Origin of the sequence: Myceligenerans salitolerans, from assembly GCF_017349295.1 — a bacterium.
GTDB classification, from domain to species: Bacteria; Actinomycetota; Actinomycetes; order Actinomycetales; family Cellulomonadaceae; genus Myceligenerans; species Myceligenerans salitolerans.
In genome coordinates, this window is sequence record NZ_JAFMPK010000047.1 from 659,944 (window position 1) to 669,468 (window position 9,525).

The 9,525-nt window shown below is 73.2% G+C and carries 6 protein-coding genes; 2 read left to right on the forward strand and 4 right to left on the reverse strand.

From position 1 onward, the window contains the following. Positions 1-242: 242 nt before the first annotated feature. The 3 genes from J0911_RS16505 to J0911_RS16515 all read right to left on the reverse strand — a co-directional run bounded on the left by J0911_RS16505 (position 243) and on the right by J0911_RS16515 (position 4,039). Positions 243-3,359, reverse strand: a complete 3,117-nt coding sequence (locus J0911_RS16505) for a VanW family protein (RefSeq protein ID WP_207276547.1) — start codon at positions 3,357-3,359, stop codon at positions 243-245. A gap of 68 nt (positions 3,360-3,427) precedes the next feature. Continuing rightward, positions 3,428-3,703 (reverse strand): hypothetical protein, encoded by a 276-nt coding sequence (locus J0911_RS16510; protein ID WP_207276548.1) that lies wholly within the window; start codon positions 3,701-3,703, stop codon positions 3,428-3,430. 63 nt (positions 3,704-3,766) lie between these two features. Further along, positions 3,767-4,039, reverse strand: a complete 273-nt coding sequence (locus J0911_RS16515) for a hypothetical protein (RefSeq protein WP_207276549.1) — start codon at positions 4,037-4,039, stop codon at positions 3,767-3,769. A 203-nt stretch (positions 4,040-4,242) separates the two neighbouring features. Here J0911_RS16515 and glgX point away from each other — a divergent pair, with 203 nt between their 5' ends. Beyond that, positions 4,243-6,414: a glycogen debranching protein GlgX gene (glgX, locus tag J0911_RS16520; RefSeq protein WP_207276550.1), complete on the forward strand. Its 2,172-nt coding sequence runs from the start codon at positions 4,243-4,245 to the stop codon at positions 6,412-6,414. Positions 6,415-6,424: 10 nt separating this feature from the next. After that, the gene (locus J0911_RS16525; RefSeq protein WP_207276551.1) at positions 6,425-8,266 is read left to right on the forward strand and encodes an alpha-amylase family protein; all 1,842 of its coding nucleotides are present in this window, start codon (positions 6,425-6,427) and stop codon (positions 8,264-8,266) included. Positions 8,267-8,350: 84 nt separating this feature from the next. Here the strand turns inward: J0911_RS16525 and zapE are convergent, their stop codons facing one another. Next, positions 8,351-9,409 (reverse strand): cell division protein ZapE, encoded by a 1,059-nt coding sequence (zapE, locus tag J0911_RS16530; RefSeq protein WP_307865127.1) that lies wholly within the window; start codon positions 9,407-9,409, stop codon positions 8,351-8,353. Positions 9,410-9,525: the final 116 nt, after the last annotated feature.

Consider the following 9,525-nt stretch of genomic DNA (forward strand, 5'->3'; position numbering starts at 1 on the left):
CGTGCAGCGTATCCAATATCGTATATTATTGGGCCGACGACGGCAATCGGTGCGTCCGGCACGCGCCGGCGACCGCCCGGCGACCGTCCAGGGACACCACGGCGGTCGTGGTCACCGTCCGTACGAGACGTGACCACGACCGCCGTCGTGCGTGCCAGGCTCTGACGCCGACGCGCCGGCAGGTCGCCGGAACCGCGTCGCACACCGGGACCACCCGGTCCCGGGCCGAGCCGCGAGTGCCGTCAGGCGTCCGGGCCCGGTGGTGTGGGCGCCGTACCGCCCTCCGGATCGTCCGGGTCCTCCGGCAGCGGAGGCGGCTCGGGTGTCACGCAGGCCAGGGCGTGGTCGGGACGGTATGTCGTCGTGTACGACCGTTCGATGACCACCTTGCCGTCGCCGATCCGCTCGACCTTGCGGCCCACCGTGATCGTGAAACCCGGCTCCCCGCCCGGATAGGGCACACATCCGGGATCGGTGCTGGTCACCACGCCCGGCGCGACGACGTTCCGCTTCTCGCCGTCCGTCCAGGTGTTCTTGAGGTGCTTCGTGCTCCAGATCCGCACGTGCAGCTGGTTGTCGGCCACCCAGGACTGCAGCACGGCGCCGTACGGCGTGTTGTTCCGCACCTTCATGTCCTTGCTCCCGACGGCGATGGTGGCCTCCCGGCCCGCCGGGTAACGCTCGAACCAGTACGAGTGGGGGTGATGCTCCACGTCCTCGAACCCCGCGATCATCGCGGCGTTGTACGAGGTGGTGGCCATCTGCGACAGGCCGCCCCCGACACCGTCGATGTGTTGCCCGCCGATGATCATCCCGGACGCGACGTACCCGTTGGCCAGGGTGATCGGGGACAGCGCCGAGATGAGCGAGAACGTCTCCCCGGGTCGGATCAGGTCACCGGTGATCATCTCGGCGCCCCGGATCAGGTTCTGCGTCCGCACGTAGTCGTTGGTGAGCGGCGTGGAGAACTCCGCGACGACCTCCTCGACGCCCATCGCGCGCAGCGCCTGCGTCGAGTTCTCCGGGGTCTGGCGCACGACCTCGAGCGTCGCGGTCCGTTCGGCACCCAGGGCCGCGGCGCGGATCGCGCTGCGTGTGGGGCCGTCGGCCAGCGTGGTGCCGAGTTCGCCGCCGACCACCTCGGGCCGGCCCGACGCGAAGCTGAACTGGGCACCGTCTGCCATCGTCAGCAGGTTGTCGGTGCGCTCGACGATCGCTCGCGTGAGAGTCGCGCCGTCGAACCGTGCGGCGAGTTCGCCGTCCTTCACGACGAAGCTCGCCGCCGACGCCAGAACCTTCGGCGGCAGCTGCGCGCGCTGACCGCCGGCACTGACCTCGACGGGTCCCGACACGATCTTCTTCGCCTCGGCGAGGGCGGCGTCGGTCTCCTCCTGCGTGATCTCCGGGGGCACCGTACGTGTCGGGAGCTCGACCGGACCGTCCTCGACGAGCCACGCCGACCTGATCGCGCGCGCCGCGGCGTCCGGGTCGATCCGTGTGCCGTCCTGGGCGGAGGTCGCCGTCGGCGTGACCCCGGTGAACTCGACCGCTCCGTCCACAGGAGCGACCGCCATCGACTCCTCCAGGCCGGCGACCACGGACGCGAACGCCTTGTCGTCCACGTCGAGCACCGGCGTCGCGGGTCCGGCGCCGAACAGGTGCCGCCACATCCTCGCCGGACTCAGGCTGAACCCGGTGAGCGAGTCCGCGGTGGCGGCGACGTCGACCGCCAGCCCCGCCGCCACCGGATCGAGCGTGGTCGAGGCCTTGCCTGCGACGAGCTCCACCGGCTTCGCGGCGGTCTCCGTGAGAGCTTCGGCCAGGATGTCGGCGGCCTCGGCCGTGCTCTGCCCGCCGAGTTCGGCCCCGGCGACCGTCGTGCCCACCGGCACGACGTCGGCCTGCACGACCGCCGCGATCGCGTACACGGCAATCAGCACGACGACGGCCGCCCCCGCACCGATCCCGATCCTGCGGTTCCGCGTCACCGCCGCGGCCCGCTCGGCCGGATCCCCGTCCGTGCCGACGCCGGTCCACCACATGCGCAGGTCACGGGCCCGCTGGACGACATGCCGCGCGGAGCCGTGGGGATCGCGCGCCGGCCTGGCCGGCGCGACGGGCGCCGGGAACGGCGGAACCGTCGTCACGGACGCGGGGTCGTGGGCGGGCGCGAAGTCGCGTAGCGGTGCGGGATCACGTGGCGGGGCAGGGTCGCGTCCCGGGGCAAGGTCGCCTGGCGGCTCGGGGTCACGTGGCGGCTCGGGATCATGTGGCGGCGCAGGGTCACGTGGCGGCTCGGACTCACGTGGCGGCTCGGTCGGCGCGGGGCTCACCCGGGCGGCGTCCTCGGTCGCCGCCTCGACGAGCGCCAGGGCGATCACCTGGACGTCCAAGGGGGCGGCCACTGCCTCGTCGTCCTCGTGGGCATCTCGCCGTTCGGCCGCCACCACCGGCCCGGCGTCAGGAGCGCCGGCCTGTGTCCGGGACTCGACCGACGTGCCCGACCGGCCGGGCTCCGCGGCGTGTACCGACTCCGCGAGTTCGTCAGGTTCGACGGGCACCGCAGGGCCGGCGGGTCCGCCCTGCTCCCCAGGTCCGGCAGGCTCCGCTCTCGGCCCCTGCGGCTCGGGCGCTTCCGTTTCCGCGGGCTCGATGGGTTCCGGGTTCCCGGCCTCGGCAGCCTGCCCCGCGGGTCCGGGCTCTCGAACCTCCGTGGCCTCCGCGGCTGCGGTGGCCTCCGCGGCCTCCGCGGCCTCCGTGGCCTTCGTGGCCTTCGGCCGATCGTCCCCCTCGGCGTGAACGTCAAGGCCGTCCGACGCGGTGACGTCACCCGAGGTGGACTCGTCGACGCCCGTTTTCGCGTCGGCACGAGCGCCGACGTGCGCCGCGGTGGACGGTTCGGCGCCCTCGTCCGAAGCCGGCGCCGGCAGCAGATCGTCGCTCCCGACGCCATCGGACGCGCCCGACGGCTCCGCAACCGCCCCACCCGGCGCCGCCCCATCCGGCGCCGGCTCATCCGACGTCGCCCCGTCCGGCGCCGCTCCGTCCGGCGCCGGCCCATCCGTCGCTCCCTCCGGTGCCGCTCCATCCGACGCCGCTCCGTTCACCTCCGCCCGTCCCGGGGTCGCGTCGTCCTCCGTGGCCGGACTCAATCGCGCGTCGTCGGGTCGCGCACCGTCCGGTCGCGCGTCGTCCGTGGCTGCCTCGTCCCGTCGCGCCTCGTTCGCGCCCGGCTCGGCGTGCGCCGCCTCGTCCTCCCCCGCCGGGCCGTGCGGCTCTTCCGGGTCCGGCGCCGCGGGTTCCGGTTCCACCGGCGTCGTCGGGTCGAGCGCGCGCGAACGCTGCGAGGGTCCGTCCATCGATCAATCTCCGTGCTGCTCAGCGGGGAAGAATGAGGAGATTGTCGCAGACGCGAACGACCGCTTCGTCACCGTGGCCGCCGGTCGGCCCCCACCTCGATCAGTCGCGGCATGCCCGGGGGCGCGACCCGGCTGACCGCCAGGTAACGAGCCTCCGCGCGATGCAGCCGGATGTGCTCGTCGAGCGACCAGTCAGGCCCGTTGGTCAGGACCATCCCGCAGGAGCAGTCGGTCTCCACCCGGCCGCCGGGCAGGTGCCGCAGCTCGCCCACGGTCACGTGCGAGGCACGGGCATCGGCCTTGGCACGATGCATCGCGGCACTGACGGGAGCACTGTCTTCCACGGCGCCCAGGGTACGCGGGCCGATGCCTACCGGTGCCTACCGGGCACCCGCACGAGCCCGCGTCTACAGCTCTTCCGGGTCGTCCCAGGACACGCCGCTCGAGTCCCCCGTGATCGGCCGGAGCTCGCCGATCGCGAGCCGCTTCGGCGCCTTCGTCGCGTCGCCGCCACCCAGCACCTCGCTGCGCGTCGGGCGGCGCTCCCGCGGCTTCGGCGCGATCCGGGCGTACGACGCCAGCGACTCGTCGCCGGGCTCGGCCCACGCCGCGCCGGGCCCCTCCTCAGCGGCCTCCGCCTCGGATCCGTTCGACTGCGTCTCCCCCGCCTCGGTCACCATGACACCGATCCTCGCAGCCAATCCCGCCGGATGCAGGCGCTGACACGACCGACCACGGCCACGACACGCCCTCGACACACTGTGTTCGCACTCCGGCCGGCGATCAGGTCTCCCGAGACCCGCCCGGGCATCACCACGCGGCTTGCGCGACACGAGGCGAACATGCCCGGCAGGGCCGTGAGCCGGGTGTGATGATGCTCCATATGCAGACCTGGCCCGGCCGCGCGTACCCCCTGGGCGCGACCTTCGACGGCACCGGCACCAACTTCGCGCTCCACTCGGGGGTCGCCGAACGCGTGGAGCTCTGCCTCGTCGCCGACGACGGCACCGAGACCCGCGTGGACGTGACGGAGGTCGACGCGCACGTCTGGCACGTGTACCTGCCCGGCGTCGGGCCCGGGACGCGCTACGGCTACCGCGTGCACGGACCGTACGACCCCGCCCGTGGCCACCGGTGCAACCCTGCCAAGCTCCTGCTCGATCCCTACGCCAAGGCGATGGACGGGGACGTCGACGGCGACGAGTCCCTGTTCTCCTACCCGCTCGACCGTCCGGCCGACGCCACCGCACGCGGCGCCTCGCCGACGACGACGGACTCCGCCGGGCACACCATGACCTCCGTCGTGGTCAACCCGTTCTTCGACTGGGGCCACGACCGCCCGCCGGCCACGGACTACCACGACAGCGTCATCTACGAGGCGCACGTGCGCGGCATGACGATGCGCCACCCGGACGTCCCGCCCGAGCTCCGGGGCACGTACGCGGCCCTGGCCCAACCGGCGATCGTCGACCACCTCGCGAGCCTCGGTGTGACGGCCGTGGAGCTCATGCCCGTCCACCAGTTCGTCACCGACCCGTCGCTGCGGGCGAAGGGCCTGACCAACTACTGGGGCTACAACACGATGGGGTACTTCGCCCCGCACAACGGCTACGCCGGGTACGGGACCCGGGGCGAGCAGGTCATGGAGTTCAAGGCCATGGTCAAGGCGCTGCACGAGGCCGGCATCGAGGTGCTGCTCGACGTCGTCTACAACCACACCGCCGAGGGCAACCACCTCGGGCCCACCCTGGGCTTCCGCGGCATCGACAACGCCGCCTACTACCGCCTCGTCGACGACGACCAGGCGCACTACTTCGACACCACCGGCACCGGGAACTCCCTGCTGATGCACTCCTCGGCGGTGCTCCAGCTCATCATGGACTCGCTGCGGTACTGGGTCGAGGAGATGCACGTGGACGGCTTCCGGTTCGACCTGGCGGCCACTCTGGCACGGCAGTTCCACGAGGTGGACCGCCTGTCGGCCTTCTTCGACATCGTCCATCAGGACCCCGTGGTCTCCCAGGTCAAGCTCATCGCCGAACCGTGGGACCTGGGCGCGGGCGGTTACCAGGTGGGTGGCTTCCCGCCGCTGTGGACGGAGTGGAACGGGCAGTACCGGGACACGGTGCGGGACTTCTGGCGCGGCGAACCGGCCACCCTGCCCGAGCTGGCCAGCCGTCTCACCGGCAGCAGCGACCTGTACGAGCACACCGGCCGGCGACCGGTCGCGTCGATCAACTTCGTCACGGCCCACGACGGGTTCACGCTCCACGACCTCGTCTCCTACAACTCCAAGCACAACGGGGCGAACGGCGAAGGAGGGGCCGACGGCGAGAGCCACAACCGCTCATGGAACTGCGGCGCCGAGGGCCCCACGGACGACCCCGCCGTCAACAGGACCCGGGCCCGCCAGCGCCGCAACTTCCTCGTCACGCTCCTGCTCAGCCAGGGCGTGCCGATGCTGTCCCACGGCGACGAGCTCGGCCGCACCCAGCAGGGCAACAACAACACCTACTGCCAGGACAACGAGCTCACCTGGATGGACTGGGAGAACGCCGACGAGGAACTGCTCGACTTCGCGCGCCGCACCGTCCGCCTCCGGCGCGACCACCCCGTGCTGCGCCGCCGGCGCTTCTTCGAAGGGACGCGCACCGGCGACCTGGCCGACATCGAGTGGCTCGACCTGACCGGCGACCGGATGGACGACACCGACTGGCACACGTCCTACGCCCGTACGGTCACCGTCTTCCTCAACGGCGACGCGATCACGGAGACGGACGGCCGCGGCGAACCCATCGTCGACGACTCGTTCCTGCTGCTGCTCAACGCCCACTCCGAACGCCTCGACTTCACGCTCCCGCCCGAGGGCTACGGGGCCACCTGGACGGTGGTCCTCGACACCGACGACAACGCGGCCCCGGGGACCGGGTTCGACGCGGGCGCCACGCTGCCGGTGACGGGACGCAGCGTGGTCGTCCTCACCCGTCCTCCGTTCCGCGAGGACGCCAGGAACGCCGGGGCCGCGTCGACTCGCCCTTCCGGCCCGGCCGACTAGGCTTGCGGCCGTGACCGGACCGAGCTCCGACCCGTCCTTCGGGTCCCCTCCCCCAACCGGCACCGCCCCCGAGTCGTCCGTCCCCGGCCGTCGCCCCGTGGTGTGGGCGCCACGCGCCCGCGTGGTCGAGGTCCTCCTGCCGTACGACCCGGACGAGGAGCCGGAGCACCTGCCCCTGCGTCTGGTCGGCGCCGACCACCCCGGAAGCTGGGGGGCCGACGTCGACCTCCCCCACGGCACCGAGTACGGCTTCTCGGTCGACGGCGGCCCCCTCCTGCCCGACCCGCGCTCCGTCTGGCTGCCCGACGGCATCCACGGCCCCACCCGGGTCTTCGACCCGGCCGTGTTCGAGTGGTCCGACGGCGCCTGGTCACCTCCCGATCTCACCGCGGGTGTGCTGCTGCACGTCGACGTCGCCTCCTTCACGCCCGGCGGCACGTTCGACGACGTCGCCCACCACCTGCCCGAGATCGCCCGCCTCGGCGTCGACGGCATCGAGATCGCCCCCGTCGGCGCCTACGACCCCGACGAGGGTCCCGCCGGCGGCGTCCGCCTCCACTCGGTCGCCCAGGGACTGGGCGGCCCCACCGGACTGCAGCGGCTCGTCGACGCCGCCCACGACGCCAGGCTCGCCGTCGTCCTCAACGTGCCCTACCGCTGGGCCGTGGCCGACGAGCTCGGCCTCGACGCCTTCGGCCCCTACTCGACCGGGCAGCAGCCCGCACGCCCCCGCACGCGGGTCGACGACCAGATCGCCGCCACCCGGGCCGCGCAGGCCATGCGTCCCCGCACGGGCCAGATCCCCCTGGCGCGGCCCCGCACCGGGCCGATCAACCTCAGCGCCGCGCTCGGTGCCGCGCGCCTGCGCCGCTCCGGACGCACGCCCGCCCGGATCGGCTCCGGCCCGACGATGCGCACCGACGCCGCGCTCACCCGCATCAACCTCGACGGCAGCGGCAGTCTCGGACCCCGCGGCTTCCTCATCGACAACGCCCGGCACTGGTTCCACACGTTCCATCTCGACGGAATCGTGCTCGACACGCCCGCGCTCGCCGACCGGGCGCAGATCCCCTTCGTCCAGGAGCTCGCCGACTCCGTGGTCCACGAGGGCGAACAGGCCCGGCGCCGGTACGCCCTCTACCTCGACGGCCCCGGCCTGAGCGACCGGCTCACCAGCACCGTCGCCGGCCTGCTGCTCCAACCGGGGCGGCCCGAGCACATGGCCACGGTACGGATGCTCGCGGAGACCCTCGCGCCGTCCGTGCGGCGGGCGGTGCGGCAGGGCCCGCGGCACAACCGCCGCAGCACGCGGCGCGCGGGGGCGGTGATCGTCGAGGACATCACCCGGATGCCCGGGGCGGCGCTCGCCGTTCCCTGGGCGGACGAGGAGAGCCCGGCCCGCGCCCTGCTCGACGTGGACGACGTCGACGTCCGCGCGAGCCTGCTGGCGTTCACCGTGCTGGCCGGGACACCGCTGGTGCTGGACACCGAGCACCTGCCCGTCGTTCCCCGCACTCCCGAGGAGTTGCGCCTGGCCAAGTGGGCACGTGTGCTGCTGCGGCTGCGCCGTGCCATCGTGACCGAGCTCGAGCTGCCGCTCGACATCCGCTCCTCCACGGACTCGACCGTGCTCGCCGTGGTCCGGGGCCGCGGTGCCCTCGTGCTGAACACGTCGGGGGCGCTGGCCGCGCTGCGCGTCTCCACGCTGCTGCGTCCGGCCGAGGGAGCGATCGGGGCTCCCGCACCGGAGGAGTTCCGTCTCCAGGCGGCCTGGGAGCCGGGCGCGACGCGACTCGTGGGCGACACGCTCACGGTGCCGCCCCGGATGGTCGCGGTCCTCCGGGCGGACTGACGTTCCCCGTCAGGAACGCCGTCGCCGCGACGGCCGCCGTTCACCGAGGCCGACCTCGTTCCTCGCCGGGATCGGCCGGCGGCGTCACGTCAGGACGCGGCGGCCCTCCTCGGCCAGCGCACCCAGACGGGACAGCGCGCGGTAGTACTTCTTGCGGTAGCCGCCGGACAGCATCTCCGGCGTGAAGAGGCCGTGCTCGCCGGAACCGCCGAGCAGCACCGGCACGTCGCGGTCGTAGAGCCGGTCGACGAGCACGACCAGCCGCAGCGCCACGTCCTGACGCGTCACGGGCCGCACTCCCGTGAGCGCCACGAGTCGCACACCGTCCAGGAGCGCGCCGTACCGGGACGGGTGGACCGTGGCGAGGTGCGCCAGCAGGTCCCCGAACCCGTCGAGGGTGGCCCCCTCCCGGCCCGCCACGGCCGCGGCGACCTCGGAGTCCGGCAGCGGCCGTGCATCGGTGGCCAAGGACCGGTGCCGGTAGTCCTCGCCGTCGACCCGCAGCACCTCGAAGCGTGCCGCGAGCGCCTGGATCTCCCGCAGGAAGTCCTCGGCGGCGAAGCGTCCCTCGCCGAGGGCGTCGGGCAGTGTGTTGGAGGTCGCGGCGAGGGCCACACCGCGGTCGGCGAGTTCGCGCAGAAGGCGGGACATGAGGGTGGTGTCGCCGGCGTCGTCGAGCTCGAACTCGTCGATGCACACGAGGCGGCGGGCCGCGAGGGCTTCGACGGTGGGGAGGAAGCCGAGCGCTCCGACGAGGTTCGTGTACTCGACGAACGTGCCGTAGGTGACCGCCTGCCGGCCGAGTTCGGCGGCGACGGCGTGCGCGAGGGACGTCAGGAGGTGGGTCTTGCCGACGCCGAACCCGCCGTCGAGGTAGACGGCGGGAGCGGAGGTCTTCTTGCGGAAGACCGCGAAGGGCTTCGGACGGGCGGCGGTGGCGATCTGCCCGGCGAGTTCCTCGAGACGGGCCAGGGCACGGGCCTGGCTGGGGTGGGCGGGGTTGGCGCGGTAGGTCGAGAACCGGGCCGAGGCGAAGTGGGGCGGGGGAACCATGTCGTCGACGAGGCGGTCCGCCGGGACCTCGGGCCGGACCCCCGTCAGGGAGCGGATGGCGGTCGGCGGGCCGTGGTCGGTGACTGTCACGTCGTCCCACGTTACCGCCGCAGCCCCCACCCCCCACCCCCCGGAGACCAACCTCACACGCGCGCCCGCCCGGCCGCCTGGCCGGCTGGCCGCCTGGCCGGATGTCATGCGGTCGG